This is a genomic window from Streptomyces sp. NPDC003034, assembly GCF_053591375.1.
In genome coordinates, this window is sequence record NZ_JBSFTS010000008.1 from 108,618 (window position 1) to 125,869 (window position 17,252).

Genomic DNA, 17,252 nt, shown 5'->3' on the forward strand with positions numbered 1-17,252 from the left:
AGCACGTATGACGGTGGACGTCCCCACGCTGGTGGCGCAGGCCCGCGAAGGCCGACCGCGGGCCGTGGCCCGCTTGATCTCACTGGTCGAGGGGGCGTCCCCGCAGCTTCGCGAGGTGATGGCCGCCCTGGCCCCGCTCACGGGCGGCGCGTACGTCGTGGGCCTGACGGGGTCCCCGGGCGTCGGGAAGTCCACGTCCACCTCGGCGCTGGTGTCGGCCTACCGCAGGGCGGGCAAGCGGGTCGGTGTCCTCGCCGTGGACCCGTCCTCGCCCTTCTCGGGCGGGGCGCTGCTGGGCGACCGGGTGCGGATGTCGGACCACGCCTCGGATCCGGGCGTCTACATCCGGTCCATGGCCACCCGGGGTCACCTCGGCGGACTGGCGTGGTCCGCGCCGCAGGCGATCCGGGTCCTGGACGCGGCCGGCTGCGAGGTGATCCTGGTCGAGACGGTCGGAGTGGGCCAGTCCGAGGTGGAGATCGCCTCGCAGGCCGACACCTCGGTGGTGCTGCTGGCTCCCGGGATGGGGGACGGGATCCAGGCGGCGAAGGCGGGCATCCTGGAGATCGGTGACGTGTACGTGGTGAACAAGGCGGACCGGGACGGCGCCGACGCCACCGCACGCGAGCTGAACCACATGCTGGGCCTGGGGGAGTCCCGGGGGGCCGGTGACTGGCGGCCGCCGATCGTGAAGACGGTCGCCGCGCGGGGCGAGGGCATCGACGAGCTGGTCGAGGCGCTGGAGAAGCACCGCGCGTGGATGGACGAGCACGGGGTGCTGGCGCAGCGGCGCGCGGCGCGGGCGGCGCGCGAGGTGGAGACCATCGCGATCACGGCCCTGCGGGCGCGGCTCGCGGACGTGCACGGGGACGCGCACCTGAACGCGCTGGCCGCGCGGGTGGCCGCCGGTGAGCTGGACCCGTACGCGGCCTCCGACGCGCTGCTGGAGACCTTGACGGAGGCCTGAGCGGGGCGTGGCACGGGCCGCTCCCCTTGCCGGGCGGCCCGGCCCGCGTGCTCGACCGCGGGCCGGGCCGGGCCGGCGGGGCCGCACGTGCGAAGGACCCGCCCGCGCCCTGGGCCAGGGGGTGTCGCTCGGATCTCCGCGGCGTCGCCCCACGGAGATCCCAGCACACCCCCTAGACCTTGCCGCGGTTGTCGCGGAGGTGGTCCGCGACCGGGGTCAGCGAGGCGCGCAGCTGCGCCAGCGCCTCCGGGGTCAGCAGGTCGATGAAGTGCCGGCGGACGGACGCCACGTGGTGCGGGGCGACCCGGCGCATCAGCTCCATGCCCTCGTCGGTGAGGACCGCGTACAGGCCGCGGCGGTCGGACTCGCAGTTCACGCGCTGGACCAGGCCGGCCGCTTCCATGCGCGTGATCTGGTGGGAGAGGCGGCTCTTTGACTGCAGGGTCGCGGTCGCGAGGTCGCTCATCCGCATCCGGTGGTCCTCGGACTCCGAGAGGTTCACCAGGATCTCGTAGTCGTTGTTGGTGAGCCCGAAGGGCTGGAGATCCTTTTCCAGCTGGTGCATCAGCAGTCTGCTGACGTCCAGGTGGGTGCGCCAGGCGCACTGTTCGGCGTCGGTGAGCCAGCGAGTGGCTGTTTCGGTCTCGATGGTCTCCATGAAAGAAACTCTACCTAAAAAGTTGAATGGCGTACAATGTCTGGCGGTCGGGTCGCTCGCGAGCGGTCAGGCCGCCCACGAGCGGTCCGGCGGCTCACGGGCACACAGCCCGCCCACGAGCGGCCGGGCCGTTCACAGTCCGAAGCGGCGCTGCAGATCACCCAGCTGCCCCGGCATCCGCGGTACGCCCGACTGCCCGTGGCCCTGCTGCCCGGCGGCCGGCGCACCCGGAACCCCCGGCCCGGAACCGACCGCCCCCACCGCCTGCTCCGCCATCAGCGCTTCCGACGACTGCAGCAGGACGGTCCCCGCGCCGACGAACTCGAACTGGTGCTCCTCACCCGAGGCGCCGCCGATGCCGGTCAGCGCGCGCACCCCGCCCATCACGCCCGACATGTACCCGTGGTCGTAGTGATGGCACGGGGAGGGGCAGTCCGCCCAGCCCACCAGCGCCTGCGGATCCACGCGCAGCGGCGGCTCCATGAACACGACCGGCCCGTTGGACGCGGCCACGAACTTGCCGGTTCCGATCAGGGTCAGGAAACCGGGGACGATCGACTGCTTCAGCGCCAGGGTGGGCTGGTAGGCGAGCAGATTGCCCGACCGGATCGTCAGGTTCCCCTGGTCCAGGTCGTACGAGTTCACGTCGAAGGCCCGATCGGCGAGCAGCATCTTGCCCTGCCCCTCGGCCACCACCCAGTCGCTCGCGTGCAGCGGCGAGTGGAAGCTGGTGCGCAGCAGCCGGTCGAAGCGGCCGCTGCCGATGCCGTTGAACTCGATGCTCCCGTAGTACGAGATCATCTTGCCCTTCTGCAGGAACCACTGGCTGCCCTTGAGCTCCACGCAGAAGGTGTACGGGTTCACGTTGTCGTCGGACGGCAGCGTGTACGGGTCGAACACGGTCGGGCCGCCGGGGCCGCCGGTCACGGGGCCGGAGTTCACAGCTCCGAAGTTCACAGCTTCTCCTCCGAGGCCTGTACGTACACCGCGCCCTGGCCGGACAGTTCCAGCTGGAACGCCTCGCCCGAGCCGCGCCCCACCATGTCCCGCCAGCCGAGCGCGGTGGAGAGCTTGTTGCGGACCTCGCCGTGGTGGGCGACGTACGCCTGCGGGTCCACGTGCACCGGGCGCTGGGGCGTGACGGGGAGCTCGATCACTCCGCCGTGGGCCATCACCGCGACCGAGCCGTGGCCCTTGAGCGTGGTGGTGAACAGGCCCTGGCCGCTCACCTGGCCGCGCACCATGCCCATGACGCCGCCCTGGGAGCCCATGAACATCGTGCCCTGCTGGAGGGTGCCGTCGAAGGCGAGCAGCCGGTCGGCCTCGACGTAGAGCGTCTCGCCGGTCAGATTGATCACCTGGATGTGGTGGCCGCCGTGGCCGAACATCACCGTGCCGCTGCCCTCGACCGTCATCAGCGGGGTCTGCTCGTTGGCCACCCGGCGTCCGATCATGCCCATGACGCCGCCCTGGCCGCCGGTCAGGCTCGGGGTGAAGGAGACCTCGCCGCGGTAGGCGAGCATCGCCCCGCGCTGGCTGTACATCGTCTGCCCCGGGACCACCTGGGCCTCGACCATCTTCGAGTTGATCTCGCGGAAGGGCATCAGACGTCACCCCCGAGGGTGTTGCGCTCGCTGGGCTGCACGTAGACCAGGCCCTCGCCCTCGAAACGGATCTGGAAGGCCTCCCCCGAGCCCTCGCCGATCAACGTGCGGAAGTTCACGCCGGACTGGAAGGACTGCTGGAGGCTGCCGGTGTGCGCGATGTACGCCCCCGGGTCGACGGAGAGCGGGTACTGGGCGCTGACGCGCAGCACCACCGCCGGACCGTCGGACACGATCGCCGCCTGGCCGGAGCCCTCGACGGTCGTGGTGAACAGGCCGTTGCCCGTCGAGGCGCCGCGCAGACCGGTGAAGCTGGTGCCGGTGCGCAGGCCGGCGTCGGTGCACAGCAGGTTGCTGGATTCCACGTAGAGCTTCTCGCCCCGCAGCTGGACCAGATTGATCTCACTGGCGCGGTCGGCGAAGAAGCAGGTGCCATGTCCCTGCACTTCCATCACGGTCATCTGTTCGCCGGTCAGCCGCCGGGTCACCATGCCCCGGAAGCCTTCACCGCCGCCGGACATCTTCTTGAAGGCCATCTGGCCGTCGTACGCGACCATGGAGCCGTTCTTCGCTTTCACGGCATCCCCGGTCAGGTCGACGGCGAGCACCTTGCTGCCTTGGAGTCGGAACTGAGCCACGGGATGACGTTATCGGCAGCGGGCGAGTGCGAACAGGGCCCAGTGGCGGATATCCGCCACACTCGGGCGGTCCGGACAGGGGCCCGGGTCAAGATCCAGCAAAGCGGCTGAGACACTGGAGCCGACCCCCGGCCTCCACCCCGAAGGTTTCACGTGGACATCAAGACCGCCTCCGCCCTGCACCGGCTGCGCCTCATCTCCGTCCCGGAGGCGCTCTCGTTCCCGGCCCTGCTGATCTTCGGCTCGCTGCTGAGCCGGATCTCGGACATCGACTACCTGATGATGCCGCTCGGCGCCCTGCACGGGGCCCTGTTCGTCATCTACGCGGTCTTCCTGCTGGACGTGTGGAACCGGGCGAAGTGGCCGGTCAAGAAGGTCGCGCTGTTCTTCGTACTCGCCGTGCTGCCCTTCGGCGGGCTGTACGGGGACAAGCTGCTCAAGCGCGAGGAGGCCGACAGCGTGATCGCGGCCCGCGCCCGCGAGGCGGCCGACGCGTGATCATCGCCTTCTCCGTGACCCCGCTGGGGGTCGGGGAAGAGGTCGGGGAGTACGTGGCCGACGCAGTCCGCGTCGTACGCGAATCCGGGCTGCCGAACCGCACCGACGCGATGTTCACGACGGTCGAGGGCGAGTGGGACGAGGTCATGGACGTGGTCAAGCGCGCCGTGGCCGCCGTCGAGGCGCGGGCGCCCCGGGTCTCCTTCATCCTCAAGGCCGACATCCGCCCGGGCGTGACCGACGGAATCACCTCGAAGGTCGAAACGGTGGAACGCCACCTCAGCCCGTCCTGACCCCACCCCCGCGAAAATGCCCCGCTGCCCCGCCGCCCCGAGCGGCGGGGCTCTCGTGCCTCCATGGCTCCAGCGCCCTGGGATCCCCGGGAGGGGCGCGAGGAAGGCGGCGCCGGGGGAAAGGGGCCGAAGTGTGAGACGGGGCCCGCGGTGAAATGACCGCCCGGTAGGGTCGGGGCGTGCCCAAGCCGCTCAGCCTCCCCTTCGACCCCATCGCCCGCGCCGACGAGCTCTGGCGGCAGCGCTGGGGCCCCGTGCCCTCGATGGCCGCCATCACCTCGATCATGCGGGCGCACCAGATCCTGCTCGGCGAGGTCGACGCCGTGGTGAAGCCGTACGGGCTCACCTTCGCGCGGTACGAGGCGCTGGTGCTGCTCACCTTCTCCAAGGCGGGCGAGCTGCCGATGTCGAAGATCGGCGAGCGGCTGATGGTCCACCCGACGTCGGTGACGAACACCGTGGACCGGCTGGTGACCTCGGGGCTCGTGGCCAAGCGCCCCAACCCGAACGACGGCCGCGGCACGCTCGCCTCGATCACCGACAAGGGCCGCGAGGTGGTCGAATCGGCGACCCGGGACCTGATGGAGATGGACTTCGGGCTGGGCGTGTACGACCCGGAGGAGTGCGCCGAGATCTTCGCGATGCTGCGCCCGCTGCGGGTGGCCGCCGGGGACTTCGAGGAGCGGTAACCCGCCCGAAGATCGCCCCTTGCGTCCGGTTACGCTCGGTGCCATGAAGTCCAATGTGCTGACCCGGTACCGGGTGATGGCGTACATCACCGCCGTATGGCTGCTCGTGTTCACCGCCGCGATCATCGCGAGCCGCGGTTTCGGCATCGGCGACACCATGGTGATCTCGCAGATCCACGGCGTGCTGTTCATCGTCTACGTCCTCTTCGCCTTCGACCTCGGTTCCAAGGCGAAGTGGCCCTTCGGCAAGCTGCTGTGGGTGCTGGCCGCCGGCTGCATCCCCTTCGCCTCCTTCTTCGTGGAGCCGAAGGTCACCCGCGAGGCGCGGGCACTGATCGCGGAACCCCGCCCGGCGGCCGCCAACGTGTGAACCCCGACCGCCACGGCGCGCCCGTGGCGGTCAGCCATGGACATTTACTAGGACGTCCTAGTAAATTCATGGGTATGGACGCTGACGCGATCGAGGAGGGCCGCCAGCGCTGGCAGGCCCGTTACGACAAGGCCCGCAAGCGCGACGCCGATTTCACCACGCTCTCCGGCGATCCCGTCGATCCCGTGTACGGGCCGCGGCCCGGCGACACGTACGAGGGATTCGAGCGCATCGGCTGGCCGGGGGAGTACCCGTACACCCGCGGCCTGCACGCCACCGGCTACCGGGGGCGGACCTGGACGATCCGGCAGTTCGCCGGTTTCGGCAACGCCGAGCAGACCAATGAGCGCTACAAGATGATCCTGGCCGCCGGCGGCGGCGGGCTCTCGGTCGCCTTCGACATGCCGACCCTCATGGGGCGCGACTCCGACGACCCCCGCTCCCTCGGCGAGGTCGGGCACTGCGGGGTCGCCATCGACTCCGCCGCCGACATGGAGATCCTCTTCCAGGACATCCCCCTCGGCGACGTCACGACCTCGATGACGATCTCGGGCCCCGCCGTGCCGGTCTTCTGCATGTACCTCGTGGCCGCCGAGCGTCAGGGCGTGGACCCCGCCGTGCTCAACGGCACGCTGCAGACGGACATCTTCAAGGAGTACATCGCCCAGAAGGAGTGGCTCTTCGAGCCGGAGCCGCACCTGCGCCTCATCGGCGACCTCATGGAGTACTGCGCCAACGGCATCCCGGCGTACAAGCCGCTGTCGGTCTCCGGCTACCACATCCGCGAGGCCGGGGCGACGGCCGCGCAGGAGCTCGCCTACACCCTCGCCGACGGTTTCGGGTACGTGGAACTCGGCCTCTCGCGCGGGATGGACGTCGACGTCTTCGCCCCCGGTCTCTCCTTCTTCTTCGACGCGCACCTCGACTTCTTCGAGGAGATCGCCAAGTTCCGCGCCGCCCGCCGGATCTGGGCGCGCTGGATGAAGGAGGTGTACGGGGCCAAGGCCGACAAGACGATGTGGCTGCGCTTCCACACCCAGACCGCCGGTGTCTCGCTGACGGCGCAGCAGCCGTACAACAACGTCGTACGCACCGCCGTCGAGGCCCTCGCGGCCGTCCTCGGCGGCACGAACTCGCTGCACACCAACGCCCTCGACGAGACCCTCGCGCTGCCGAGCGAGCAGGCGGCCGAGATCGCCCTGCGCACCCAGCAGGTGCTGATGGAGGAGACCGGCGTCGCCAATGTGGCCGACCCGCTGGGCGGTTCCTGGTACGTCGAGCAGCTCACCGACCGCATCGAGGCGGACGCCGAGAAGATCTTCGACCAGATCAAGGAGCGCGGGCTGCGCGCCCACCCGAACGGTCAGCACCCCATCGGGCCGATCACCTCCGGCATTCTGCGCGGCATCGAGGACGGCTGGTTCACGGGGGAGATCGCCGAGTCGGCCTTCCAGTACCAGCGGTCCCTGGAGAAGGGCGACAAGCGGGTCGTCGGCGTCAACGTCCACCACGGGTCGGTCACCGGGGACCTGGAGATCCTCCGGGTCAGCCACGAGGTGGAGACCGTACAGGTGCGGGAGCTGGCCGAACGCAAGGGCCGGCGCGACGACGCCAAGGTGACGGAGGCGCTGGCCGCGATGCTGGACGCCGCCCGGGACGGGTCGAACATGATCCCGGCGATGCTGGACGCGGTACGGGTCGAGGCCACGCTGGGCGAGATCTGCGGCGTGCTGCGCGAAGAATGGGGCACCTACACCGAGCCGCCCGGCTTCTAGGTCCACCCGCCCCCCGCCCGGGGCTCCTGGCACCGCACGTCGCCGCGTCGCCGGAGCGCCCGGGTACGGCGCGCGACTACGGCGCCCGTATACGGCGGCATCCGTAGCGGCGCGGCCGCCCGGCCCCAGGACTGCGCAGCCCCGGCCTCAGCCCCCGGCCGGGCCGCGCAGTCCCCGCATCAGGAGGGCCGTGAAGGTGGCCACCCACGCCTCGTCCACCGGCTCCGAGCTCACCAGGGCGCGGTGCACGACCGTGCCCGCGATCACGTCGAAGATCAGGTCCGTGGTGCGGTCGGCGAGGGCGGCGTCCTCCTCGTAGGGGAGCTCCCCGCGGGCCTGGGCCCGTTCGCGGCCCAGGACGACGAGACGTTTCTGCCGGTCCACGATCGCCGACCTGATCCGGTCGCGCAGGGCCTCGTCGCGGGTGGACTCCGCTACCACCGCCATCAGGGCCGTACGGGCCTCCGGGCGCCGCAGCAGCTCGGCGAAGCGCAGGATCACATACTCCATGTCGGCTTCGAGGGAGCCCCGGTCGGGCAGTTCCAGGGAATCGAAGAGCTCCGCGACCGCGTCCACGACCAGCTCGTTCTTGCCCGCCCAGCGCCGGTACAGGGTGGTCTTCGCGACGCCCGCCCGCGCCGACACGTCCCCCATCGTCAGCTTCGACCAGCCCAGGTCGACCAGAGCGTCCCGCGTCGCGGCGAGGATGGCGGCGTCCGCGGCGGCGCTGCGCGGGCGGCCGGTGCGGCCGGGCGCGGAGGGGGTGCCTGGGCTCGGGTTGCGCATGGCCGAGACCATACCCGCCGGTAGCGGAACCGCCGGGGCCCGAATCGCTGTGGTCCAGATCACTGGGCGCCGGAGGGCCCGAGGAGTTACGCTACGGCTCGTAGCGTAAGAGCGACAACCACGCGAAGGCTACGGGCGTCAGGTGGGGACCCGGCGCCTAGGACCAATTCAGGCGATCTTTTTCGCCGACGCGCGCACTCGGGGGAGGATGTACGCATGCAGCCCAGAAACATGTCCATGAGCGGCGTCGTCGACCTCGCCGCGGTGAAGGCGGCCGGCGAGGCCAAGGCCAAGGCCGAGCAGGCCCGTGCCGAAGCGGCACGGCAGGCCGGCCAGGGTGGCGGAGGCGCGGGCGCGTCCCGTGCCGTGCCGCCGTCCGCTCTCGTCCTCGACGTAGACGAGGCCGGATTCGAGCGGGACGTGCTCCAGCTCTCCGCCGAGGTTCCGGTCGTCCTCGACTTCTGGGCCGAGTGGTGCGAGCCGTGCAAGCAGCTCAGCCCGCTCCTGGAGCGCCTGACCGTCGAGGCCAACGGCCGCCTCGTGCTGGCGAAGATCGACGTCGACGCCAACCAGCTCCTCATGCAGCAGTTCGGCATCCAGGGCATCCCGGCCGTCTTCGCCGTGGTCGCGGGCCAGGTGCTTCCGCTGTTCCAGGGCGTGGCCCCCGAGCAGCAGATCCGCGAGACCCTCGCCCAGCTGGTCCAGGTCGCCGAGGAGCGCTTCGGGCTCATCGGCATCGAGGTCGACGCCGCCGCCGAGGGGCAGGCCGCCCCGGGCGCCGTGCCCGAGCCGGCCGCCGGTCCGTACGACGCGCTGCTCGAAGCAGCCGTCGTCGCGCTGGACGCCGGTGACCTGGGCGGCGCGGTGCAGGCGTACAAGAACGTACTCGCCGACGACCCGGGCAACACGGAGGCCAAGATGGGCCTCGCCCAGGCCGAACTGCTCGCCCGGGTACGGGACATGGACCCGCAGGCGGTGCGCGCCGCGGCGGCCGGCAATCCGCGCGACCCGGCGGCGCAGATCGCCGCCGCCGATCTCGACCTGGTCGGCGGCCACGTGGAGGACGCCTTCGCGCGCCTCGTGGACACCGTGCGCGTGACGTTCGGTGAGGACCGGGACGTCGTACGGCTGCGCCTGCTGGAGCTGTTCGAGGTCATCGGGGCGGACGACCCCCGGGTGACGGCGGCGCGTACGGCCCTCGCACGGGTGCTGTTCTAGGCCGGATCCGGGGGCCCGGGCGCCCGATGCCGGTGGCAGCACCGGCGACTTATTGACACGGAGATAAACAGCGGCCGCGCTTTGCCAAAACTTGGCAATCGCGGCCGCTGTTACTCCCAGTAAGACGAACCCCGTGAACTGTCCGGTGTGTTCACTCTCCTCCGCTTCTGTCGTACCCCCCGGTAACACCGTGTGTGGCGGCCCGACGGCAGGGCGTCGTACCCCGGTTATCTGGCCGTTACCCGCCAGTAACGAGACCCCTTGTGCCCCGGCCGGGAATGCACCACGATCGGCGACGCTCGGTCCTTCCCGCAGAACCGCTCATCCGGAGCCGCGGTGGAGGGTCCCCACCGAGCCGGCCGGTGCCAGTGGCACCGTCCGTGGGACAGGGGGGTCTTTGCCGCACCGGCAGAGCCTGTCCTCCTGGTTGCGCGAACGCGTGGCCCAGTGGTTGTCGCTCGGGGGTGATCGCCGGTGTACGCGACGCGGCCCAGCCGCGCCTCGGCCGCCTGCGCTCCTTCCCGAGGACGTAGCACTTCTCCCATCCCGGGACGGGCACGGCCCGGACCGGAGATGTACGTCCGAGAAGGAGGAACAAGTATGAGTTCTCAGGTTCGTGGTGGGACCAGATGGAAGCGCTTCGCGCTGGTCATGGTGCCGAGCGTCGCGGCCACGGCCGCGATCGGCGTCGGCCTGGCGCAGGGCGCCCTTGCGGCGTCCTTCAGCGTCTCGGGCCAGGACTTCAAGGTCTCGGCCGACAAGCTCGACGGTGACAACCTGATCCAGTACGGCGGGATCGCCAAGGGGCACGACCTCAAGACGGGCAAGGAAGTCGACCACCCGGTCACCATCTCCGGGTTCAGTCACGCCGAGATCACCAACATGTGCCAGTCGCTGGTCACTCCGGTGCCCGGCGTCGGCAACGTCACCCTTCAGCTGCGGACGGGTCACAAGGGCCGTCCGGCGGTCGCGGACAACATCTACCTGGATGTTGCCGAACTCGATGCCGATGCCGAGTTCAGGAACCTGGACATCGGTGTCGCCGTCGGCGACCAGAGCCACAAGACCAAGCCGCAGCCGAAGACGGTCTCCAGCCCGTACGCATTCTCGCAGCGCGCCGACAAGGCGATCTTGACGAACGTACGGCAGAAGGCGTGGGCGACGACGGCGGGCACCTTCAAGCTGCCCGACCTGAAGCTGCGCCTGATGGCCGGCGATCAGCCGTGCTACCAGGACGAGAAGTAGATCGTCCCGGTAGGTGACCGGACAGGCGGACGGCGGCGGTCGTCGCTGCCCGCCCGTCCGTGCTTCACAGAGTTCTCCGTACCACCGTTTCCAGGGAGCTGTTGTCCATGAACCCCCAGGCCCCGGTTCGCGCCGCAGACGACGCTTGGCTCACCGTGGTGTATTACCGCTTCCATGCCTGGAGCGGCCACCGTCCCTTCTGGGCCGGGCTGTTCACGCTCCTCGGTGGCGTTCCGATCGCGTACTTCCCGTACGCGGATCTGAGGTTGGGCAATGTCACCCTCGCCATGGCGACGACGGCCGGCTCCGGATCACTGATCATCGGCGTTCTGCTCATCACGCTCGGCCTGGCGCTCTGGTTCCAGCAGGGAATCCGCATCTTCGCCGGTGTCGCCGCGATCCTGCTGGCGCTGGTCTCCCTGCCGGTATCCAACCTGGGCGGGTTCTTCGTGGGCTTCGTCTTCGCGCTGATCGGTGGAGCTCTCTCCCTCGCATGGGTCCCCGGGCAGCCGCAGGACGAGGCGGAGGATGCCCGGCGGCCGGTCAGCACGGACAAGGCGGCGGCGATGGACACCCAGCACATCCCGGGGCAGCGCGACCCGGAAACGGCATACGCGAGCGAGACGACTGCCCACGCCGATGGCGGGAGGAACAGTGCGGGGTGACGAGACGCAGCGGGGCGCGGCCCCAGGCGCAGAGTCCCGTGAGAGCAAGGGACCGCGGCACGCGGCGCCCAGGAAGTCGCTGCTGAACAAGATCCAGATACCCGTCGGCAAGACCATGGCCCTGGCGGCGATGCCGACGGCGGTGTTCGTCGGGATGGGCATGGCGCCCCGGCTGGCCGTGGCCGACGACGCCGAGATCCCCTTCGCGCCCGGTCCGTGCGTGACGCGGTCCGACGAACCGAAGGAGTCGGCGTCGCCGACGCCCTCGAAGACGCCTTCGCCGAGTACCTCGCCCGGTGCGACTCCCTCGCCGTCCGGGTCCGCGGCCGTGAAGCCGAAGCCCGGCGTGAGCCCGGCGCCGACCAAGTCCGCCGACAAGTCCGCCGACAAGCCCGGCGAGCCCACGGCGAAGCAGGCGGCCCCGGCCGCCACCCCGTCGGCGAGCACGTCTCCGTCGCCGGCCAAGACCACGAACCCCCTGGACCCGCTGGGCGTCGGCGACGCGCTCAAGGATCTGATCGACGGGCTCAAGCCGGGCGAGCAGCCGCCGGCCACCACGCCGCCGCCGGCCACCCCGCCCGCCGCTCCCGCGCCCGCTCCCACCCCGAGCGGCGCGAAGACGCCGGACCCCGCCGCTGACGCGATCCGTGACGCGGCCAAGGAGGTGGGCGCCGATGTCGAGGAGCTGTCCGACGAGGTCAAGGACACCGCGAAGACCCCCAAGGACGAAACCGGCACGTCCGACAAGGACAAGCCGGAGGGAACCAAGGACGCGGACGGGAAGGAACCCTTCCCCTGCCCCACCCACGACCCGCAGGCCCTGGCCGACGCCAAACTGGAACAGGGCATCCCGCTCCTGCCCGACCAGCCCTGGTACCTCGACAGCTCCCGCCTGACCCTCTACGGCCTGGACTACCACGGCATCGTCGAGGTCAAGACGGGAAGCGGCAAGATCAAGAAGGTCCTGAAGTTCACGGCGGACAAGCTGGACATCAAGGACCTGTACCAGACGGTCGGCAAGGAGGGGCACGTCGCCCACCTGAAGTCCAGGCCCGGCTCCACCTCCGAGATCCGCGGGGGCACGGTGACGATGTACACCGAGAGCCTCAAGGGCAAGCTCTTCGGCCTGATCCCGATCGAGTTCAGCCCGGACACCCCGCCGCCGCTGAACGTCCCCTTCGCGTTCTTCACGGACGTGAAGGTCGTTCAGGCCGGCCAGTTCGGCGGCACCCTCACGGTCCCGGGCCTCAAGAACTACATCGGCCCGCCGGAGTAGTCCGTACACGCACGAAGCTCCCGGCAGCATTTGCTGCCGGGAGCTTCGTCGCTCATCGGCTACTACGCCGTCCAGACCACTTCACGGACCGGACCGAACGGCAGGCTCAGGCCTTGGGCGAACTCCAGCCACCGATCGTAGGCACCGCGTCCCTGGAGCCGGATTCCGGAGAAGTACCCAGGGTCGGCGAACAGGTACAAGGAATGGTCGAACTCGAACTCGATGCACCTGAGAACGCTCTCGGACGGCAGCGCCCCGTCTCTGACGGCACAGCGGATCCGCGTGATCTCGAAGGACGACCGGTCGTCGTCGAGGAACAGCTCGCCGTAGGAGCTTGTGGCGAACTCTTCGTCCTCTTCGAGGGTCTCGGGACGCTCCGGCCGATCCACCGGCCGGAAGATCAGGTAGTCCTCGGAGGAGGGCACTTCGAACCGTACGAAGTCTTTCTCCCGGGCCAGGTAGAAGGCCCTGGGAAGGGAGACGAACCGGGGGTACGGGCCCTCCCTGTCCACGTATCCCGGAACTTCGATGTCGAGGACCGGCGTCCGTGCCAGCAGGGAGACCAAGGGTGCGATGCCTGTCATGGTGTGCGTTGCCTTTCCTCACAGCATGTTGATGGCCTTGTCCATGCCCAGACCGGATTCCAGCAGGGTTTGGAACTCGCCAGTCGGCTTGAGGACCACGGTGAGCCCCTCGCCGCGGAAGATGAGCTTGGTTGAGTAAGCTCCGTCGGCATCCGGCCTGGGAAGCGTCCCCATTCCCTCGAACTTGAGGCGCTTGTCCGTCAAGACCAGCTTGGTGAGGTCGTCGAGGAACTCCTGCCCCTCATCCGTCTTCCACTTCCCGTACTTCTTTCCGAGGAAGTTCTCAAGGAGACCCTTGTGGTCACGGAAGTGGTTCTTCAGGTTAGGGCCACGCGTGATGGCCTTGATGCACGGAACCTCGGGGGTGGCGCTCTGCGCCGCCAGCCCTGCCGTGCGCATGAGAGACGCGGCCTGCGGGGCCCTGGCCTTGGGCTTGACCAGGCAGAGCGGCGGCTGGTGGCCGTTCTTACGGACCTTCTCGATGATGGCGTTACTGCGCTTGAGGGCGCGCGCGCCCGCCTCGGCCGCGTCGAAGAACTTCGCTACCCGGGTGACCACCTTGTAGATGGCCTCGATGACGTCGCCGACCTTCTTGACCGGGATCAGCGAGCTCGCCACGTCGAACAAGGCCCACAGGCAGCTTTCGAGTTCGCGGGTCGCGAAGCAGGCTTTGATGTTGTCGAGGCCGAGCATCGAGATGAGGATGTCGCCGCCGTTGGCGATGAGCCAGTCGACGATGCTCGCTCCGACCGCCGCCTGAGCCGTGCGGTACTCGTCCACACAGGTCTGGCCGCACTCGGCCATCAGAATGGCTTCGTCGTCGGCACCCAGCGGAGCACCGGGCGTGACCCCGGCAACACCCGTGTCGCCGGTGGCCATCGCCTTCTTGCGGTCCTCCTCCTGCTCCCGGCGCTCCTCTTCCTCAGCCCGGTCGGCCGCAGCGTCCGCGTCCTTGGCGGCCTGGTTGGCGTTGGCGGCAGCTGTTTCGGCCTTGGTCGCCCAGCCTTCGGAGCTGGTCGCGGCGGTGTTCGCCGCGTTCGCGTCGCGGGTTGCGGCCGCGGCGGACGCCTTGGCGTTCGCCGCGCTCTTCTCTGCCTCGGTGGCCTCGTTGTTCGCCCCGAGAGCCTCGCTCACGGCGTCCTTGGCGGCGCTCTTCGCGTAGAAGGCGTCCGTACCCGCCTGAGTGCTGTACTCCTTGGTCTTCTCGTCCGCCTGCTTGGCAGCGTCCGCGGCCCTGGCGGCCTCCGCCGCCGAGGCACGTGCTGCGGCCACGGACTTCAGCGCCGCCGCAGTGTCGGCAGCGGCCGCAGCCGCCGCCTGAGCGGCGAGTTTGGCGTCACCGGCGGCCTTGTCGGCCAGTGCCTTGGCCGTGGCCGCGGCCTTGTCCGCCTCGTTCGCCTTGGCTGTGGCCGCCGCAGCCTGCTGCTCGGCGTGTGACTTGGACGCCTGCCCGATCAGGACGGCGAAGGCCGCTGCCGAGTCGGTCTCCCGGTAGGGAGTGCCCATGGCGATGGCGGTGTTGGCCGGCTGGACGGCCTGGGCCGCCGAGTCACGTGCGGCCGAGGCTGCCTGGCCCGCGGCGTAGGCGTGTCCGGCCGTGACGGCCGCCCAGGCCGCCGTCTTGATCGACTCGGTACGGGCGGCTGCGGCGTCCTTGCTCGCCTGGAGCGAGGCCGTCTGGGCTTTCTTCGCGTCCGCCTCGGCCGTGGTGGCGTTCACCGAGGCGGCATCGGCGGCGTCGATGGCCTCTGCCGCGGCGGCGTGCGAGGTTGCGGCGGCAGCGGTGCTGGTCTGGTACGCGGACCATGCCTTGTCCGCCGCACTGTTGGCGCGTTCCGCCGCGGCATTCGCACGGGTCGCGGCGGCGCGGGCGTTGACCGCGGCCGTGCCCGCTTCATTGGCCGCCGTACGGGCGGCAGTCGCCGCGGTCGCCGCCTGGTTCGCGGCGGTCCGGGCCTCGGTGGCCGCCTTCCGGGTCGCGGCGGCAGCCTCGTCGCCCGAGTGGGCCGCGGCGGCTGCTTCGAGCGAGGCTGCCCGGGCGGCCGAAGCCTGCTTGTTGCGCTCGGCCTCGGCTGCCTTGTCGCGGGCCGCGTTGGCCCGGCGCTCGGCGTCCTCCGCCTTCTGCAGCTCGTCCCAGGCCGTCCCCGCCGATCCCTGAGCCGCCGTGCGCGAGAGCCGTGCGTCCTCTCGCTCGTTAGCGGCGCGCTGCTCGGCCGCCTGGGCCTTGGCGCGCTCGGCGGCGGCGTTCTGGCGCTCCTTCGCCGCGGTGGCCTTCTCCTTCTCGGCCTTCGCCCGCTGGTCCTTCGCGGTCTGCGCCGCGAGGCGCGCGGTCTCCTGCGCCTTCTCGGCGGTGACCTGTGCGGCCTTCGCCTTGGTGGCGTTGTCCGCGGCCTCCTTCGCCTGGGCGGCGGCGGAGGTGGCGGCGGCCTTGGCCTGGGCAGCGGCCTCCTGTGCGGCGACCCGGCGGAATTCGGTGTTGAGCGCGTGCGACTGGGTCTGCGCCAGCGCGTACAGGGTCTTGCTGTCGGCGACGGTCGCCTTGGCGGCGTTCGACGCGGTCAGCGCGGCCTTCGCCGCCGCCTCGGTCGCGGCGGCGGACGCCTTGGCGACCTGCACGGACTGCTGGGCGAACAGCAGGCCGCGGCCGCGCGGGGCTTTCGACGCGTCGGCGATGGTCCACGCGCTGGTCTGCGCGGTCCCGGCCTTGCCGGCTGCCGTCTTGGCCGCCGCCGAGGCGGTGCCGGCGATCGTCGCCTGGTCGGCGGCCCGGCTGCGGGCGGTGACGAGGTCCTGGTTCGCCTTGGTGAACACGGCGGCCGCAGGCCGGCCCGACGCGTTGGCGGGCTGGCCGGCCCAGTACTTCTGCCAGGTCAGGATCTGGTCGGCGAGCCAGGCCTGGCCGAGGGCCTCGATCATGGCCTCGGTCGCCTTGTGGGTCTCCGCGGCGGCGGCGACCTCGGCGTTGACGATAGCGGCACGGGCTGTGGCCTGGGCGGCGTACTCCTGCTCCCACTCAAGGTGCGCGGTCGCGACGATCGGAGACATGACCCGGTAGAAGTCGTCCGGGTTGCGGCTGTCACAGGAGCCCCAGGCGACCTTCAGCGCCTCGACCTCAAGGCGGAACTCGACCGAGCCCTCGGCCGGCGTCTGTTTCATGAAGCCGCCGAGCCGCAGGTAGCGGGCAATGTCGCTGGCGGTGGGCGAGCGGTAGTTGCTGCTCGACGCGTACTTCAGCATCGAGTCGGTGACGTAGTCGTGATTGAGGTCCTGGCCCTTGAGGTCGGCGGCGAGCGCCTTGGCCTTGTCGAGTGTGGCCGTGGACGGCACCGCGTGTCCGTCGGAGCCCAACTGGTCATAGAGGTCGCGCTGGGGGCCCAGGGTGAAGGCGACAACGTCCTTGTCGAACTGCGGGGCGTACTGGGAGAGGCCGGCACTGTAACCGGATTGCCAGTAGACCTTGTTGGAGGCCTCCCAGCGCTGCCGGCGATCGATCGATGCGATCGGCGACCCCTCGTACGAGTCCAGGTCGGTAAACATTGCCTGGCGCAGCGGATGCATGCCTGTGCCCAGGTCGGTGACGGTGGCCAGGTCGGCCGCCGGGCCCGTGAGGGCCTTGGCCGCCGTCTTCTTCATCTCGGGGCCGCCGACGTGCAGGGCGACACCACCGGCACAGCGGTCGAGACGGGCCTGCTCGCCCAGACTGATGGGGCGGTACGGAGGCTCGGTGTCCGGCGGCACCTCAACCGCGCCGGCGGGGGCGGCCTGGATGAGGCCCACGAGGACGGCGGTCGCCGTGGCCAGGGCGGTACCCGCCAGTCCGCGCCGCCAGACGTCGCGGGCTCCGCGCCGTCTGCCTCGCGAGAGGATGGTTCGTTGCACGTGCTTCCCCGTCTTCAGAGCGTCATGGTCAGCCCGAAGGAAGGCGCGCGCAGTCGCCACCGCGCCGCAGTCGAGCGGTGCGGCGGTGCAGGTGTGGTGTATGTCCC

17 protein-coding genes are annotated in these 17,252 nt (G+C 70.4%); 10 read left to right on the forward strand and 7 right to left on the reverse strand.

The window, feature by feature from the left end:
- Nucleotides 1–7 precede the first annotated feature (7 nt).
- Nucleotides 8–967: a methylmalonyl Co-A mutase-associated GTPase MeaB gene (meaB, locus tag ACWDX7_RS11820; protein WP_451491258.1), complete on the forward strand. Its 960-nt coding sequence runs from the start codon at nucleotides 8–10 to the stop codon at nucleotides 965–967.
- A gap of 172 nt (nucleotides 968–1,139) precedes the next feature.
- Here meaB and ACWDX7_RS11825 read toward each other — a convergent pair whose 3' ends face one another.
- The 4 genes from ACWDX7_RS11825 to ACWDX7_RS11840 all read right to left on the reverse strand — a co-directional run bounded on the left by ACWDX7_RS11825 (nucleotide 1,140) and on the right by ACWDX7_RS11840 (nucleotide 3,867).
- A complete protein-coding gene (locus ACWDX7_RS11825) occupies nucleotides 1,140–1,616 on the reverse strand; it encodes a MarR family winged helix-turn-helix transcriptional regulator (protein WP_451491324.1) in 477 nt (158 codons plus the stop codon).
- 141 nt (nucleotides 1,617–1,757) lie between these two features.
- Nucleotides 1,758–2,552, reverse strand: coding sequence for an AIM24 family protein (locus tag ACWDX7_RS11830; RefSeq protein ID WP_451491323.1), 795 nt, complete (start codon nucleotides 2,550–2,552; stop codon nucleotides 1,758–1,760).
- Nucleotides 2,553–2,578: 26 nt separating this feature from the next.
- Nucleotides 2,579–3,229 carry an AIM24 family protein gene (locus ACWDX7_RS11835; RefSeq protein WP_451491257.1) on the reverse strand — a complete coding sequence of 217 codons (651 nt, stop codon included), beginning with the start codon at nucleotides 3,227–3,229 and terminating at the stop codon, nucleotides 2,579–2,581.
- A complete protein-coding gene (locus tag ACWDX7_RS11840; RefSeq protein WP_451491256.1) occupies nucleotides 3,229–3,867 on the reverse strand; it encodes an AIM24 family protein in 639 nt (212 codons plus the stop codon). Before ACWDX7_RS11840 ends, ACWDX7_RS11835 begins: the two co-directional genes overlap by 1 nt.
- A gap of 153 nt (nucleotides 3,868–4,020) precedes the next feature.
- Between ACWDX7_RS11840 and ACWDX7_RS11845 the strand changes: the two genes are divergently transcribed.
- From ACWDX7_RS11845 to ACWDX7_RS11865, 5 genes are all read left to right on the forward strand, one after another.
- On the forward strand, nucleotides 4,021–4,365 hold the full coding sequence (locus ACWDX7_RS11845; RefSeq protein ID WP_451491255.1) for a DUF3817 domain-containing protein: 345 nt from the start codon (nucleotides 4,021–4,023) through the stop codon (nucleotides 4,363–4,365).
- Nucleotides 4,362–4,658 carry an MTH1187 family thiamine-binding protein gene (locus ACWDX7_RS11850; protein WP_451491254.1) on the forward strand — a complete coding sequence of 99 codons (297 nt, stop codon included), beginning with the start codon at nucleotides 4,362–4,364 and terminating at the stop codon, nucleotides 4,656–4,658. Before ACWDX7_RS11845 ends, ACWDX7_RS11850 begins: the two co-directional genes overlap by 4 nt.
- A gap of 179 nt (nucleotides 4,659–4,837) precedes the next feature.
- Entirely contained in the window at nucleotides 4,838–5,347 is a 510-nt protein-coding gene (locus ACWDX7_RS11855; RefSeq protein WP_451491253.1) for a MarR family winged helix-turn-helix transcriptional regulator, read from the forward strand.
- A gap of 43 nt (nucleotides 5,348–5,390) precedes the next feature.
- Nucleotides 5,391–5,717, forward strand: coding sequence for a DUF3817 domain-containing protein (locus tag ACWDX7_RS11860; protein WP_451491252.1), 327 nt, complete (start codon nucleotides 5,391–5,393; stop codon nucleotides 5,715–5,717).
- A gap of 74 nt (nucleotides 5,718–5,791) precedes the next feature.
- Nucleotides 5,792–7,492: an acyl-CoA mutase large subunit family protein gene (locus ACWDX7_RS11865; protein WP_451491251.1), complete on the forward strand. Its 1,701-nt coding sequence runs from the start codon at nucleotides 5,792–5,794 to the stop codon at nucleotides 7,490–7,492.
- Between the two features lie 147 nt (nucleotides 7,493–7,639).
- Here ACWDX7_RS11865 and ACWDX7_RS11870 read toward each other — a convergent pair whose 3' ends face one another.
- Entirely contained in the window at nucleotides 7,640–8,278 is a 639-nt protein-coding gene (locus ACWDX7_RS11870) for a TetR/AcrR family transcriptional regulator (protein WP_451491250.1), read from the reverse strand.
- Between the two features lie 216 nt (nucleotides 8,279–8,494).
- Between ACWDX7_RS11870 and ACWDX7_RS11875 the strand changes: the two genes are divergently transcribed.
- From ACWDX7_RS11875 to ACWDX7_RS11890, 4 genes are all read left to right on the forward strand, one after another.
- Nucleotides 8,495–9,496 (forward strand): tetratricopeptide repeat protein, encoded by a 1,002-nt coding sequence (locus ACWDX7_RS11875; RefSeq protein ID WP_451491249.1) that lies wholly within the window; start codon nucleotides 8,495–8,497, stop codon nucleotides 9,494–9,496.
- A gap of 600 nt (nucleotides 9,497–10,096) precedes the next feature.
- Nucleotides 10,097–10,741 (forward strand): DUF6230 family protein, encoded by a 645-nt coding sequence (locus ACWDX7_RS11880; RefSeq protein WP_451491248.1) that lies wholly within the window; start codon nucleotides 10,097–10,099, stop codon nucleotides 10,739–10,741.
- Nucleotides 10,742–10,848: 107 nt separating this feature from the next.
- The gene (locus tag ACWDX7_RS11885) at nucleotides 10,849–11,406 is read left to right on the forward strand and encodes a DUF6114 domain-containing protein (RefSeq protein WP_451491247.1); all 558 of its coding nucleotides are present in this window, start codon (nucleotides 10,849–10,851) and stop codon (nucleotides 11,404–11,406) included.
- Nucleotides 11,396–12,682 (forward strand): hypothetical protein, encoded by a 1,287-nt coding sequence (locus tag ACWDX7_RS11890; protein ID WP_451491246.1) that lies wholly within the window; start codon nucleotides 11,396–11,398, stop codon nucleotides 12,680–12,682. The genes ACWDX7_RS11885 and ACWDX7_RS11890 overlap by 11 nt, the downstream gene beginning before the upstream one ends.
- 62 nt (nucleotides 12,683–12,744) lie before the next feature.
- On the opposite strand, the gene ACWDX7_RS11895 is transcribed toward ACWDX7_RS11890, so the two are convergent.
- A complete protein-coding gene (locus tag ACWDX7_RS11895; protein ID WP_451491245.1) occupies nucleotides 12,745–13,266 on the reverse strand; it encodes a hypothetical protein in 522 nt (173 codons plus the stop codon).
- 18 nt (nucleotides 13,267–13,284) lie between these two features.
- Complete coding sequence (locus tag ACWDX7_RS11900; RefSeq protein WP_451491244.1) at nucleotides 13,285–17,145, reverse strand: hypothetical protein; 3,861 nt, start codon at nucleotides 17,143–17,145, stop codon at nucleotides 13,285–13,287.
- Between the last annotated feature and the right edge of the window lie 107 nt (nucleotides 17,146–17,252).